The 385-nt window shown below is 68.6% G+C and carries 1 protein-coding gene; it reads left to right on the forward strand.

Annotation, left to right across the window (positions count from 1 at the left end):
- A partial coding sequence (locus FLO80_RS24195; protein WP_149187172.1) for a glycine zipper domain-containing protein occupies window positions 1-385 on the forward strand: 385 nt, incomplete at both ends.

Raw genomic sequence — 385 nt, forward strand, 5'->3', positions numbered from 1 at the left:
GGTGTCGCACCTGCGCAGCACCGATAACGCAGTGCGCAATTCGGCCATCACCGGCGCCATTACCGGCGGCCTCCTGGGCGGCCTGGCCGGCGGCCTGGCCAGCGACGAGAACCGCGGCCGCAATGCCGCCCTCGCTGCCGCAGGCGGCGCCCTGGCCGGCGGCGCGGCGGGCTACTACATGGAGAAGCAGAAGCAGATCAGCGATGACCGCGCGCGCATCGGCTCCTACGGTACCGACGTCGACCGCAGCACCGTCGAGATCAACCGTAGCGTGGCCTACGCCAAGTCGGCGCAAAGCTGCTACCAGAGCCAGTTCAAGGCTCTGCTCGACGGTCGCAAGAACAAGTCGATCAACGAAGCCGAAGGGCGCAAGCGCCTGGCCGAG

It is taken from the genome of Aquicoccus porphyridii (assembly GCF_008369105.1).
GTDB lineage: Bacteria > Pseudomonadota > Alphaproteobacteria > Rhodobacterales > Rhodobacteraceae > Aquicoccus > Aquicoccus porphyridii.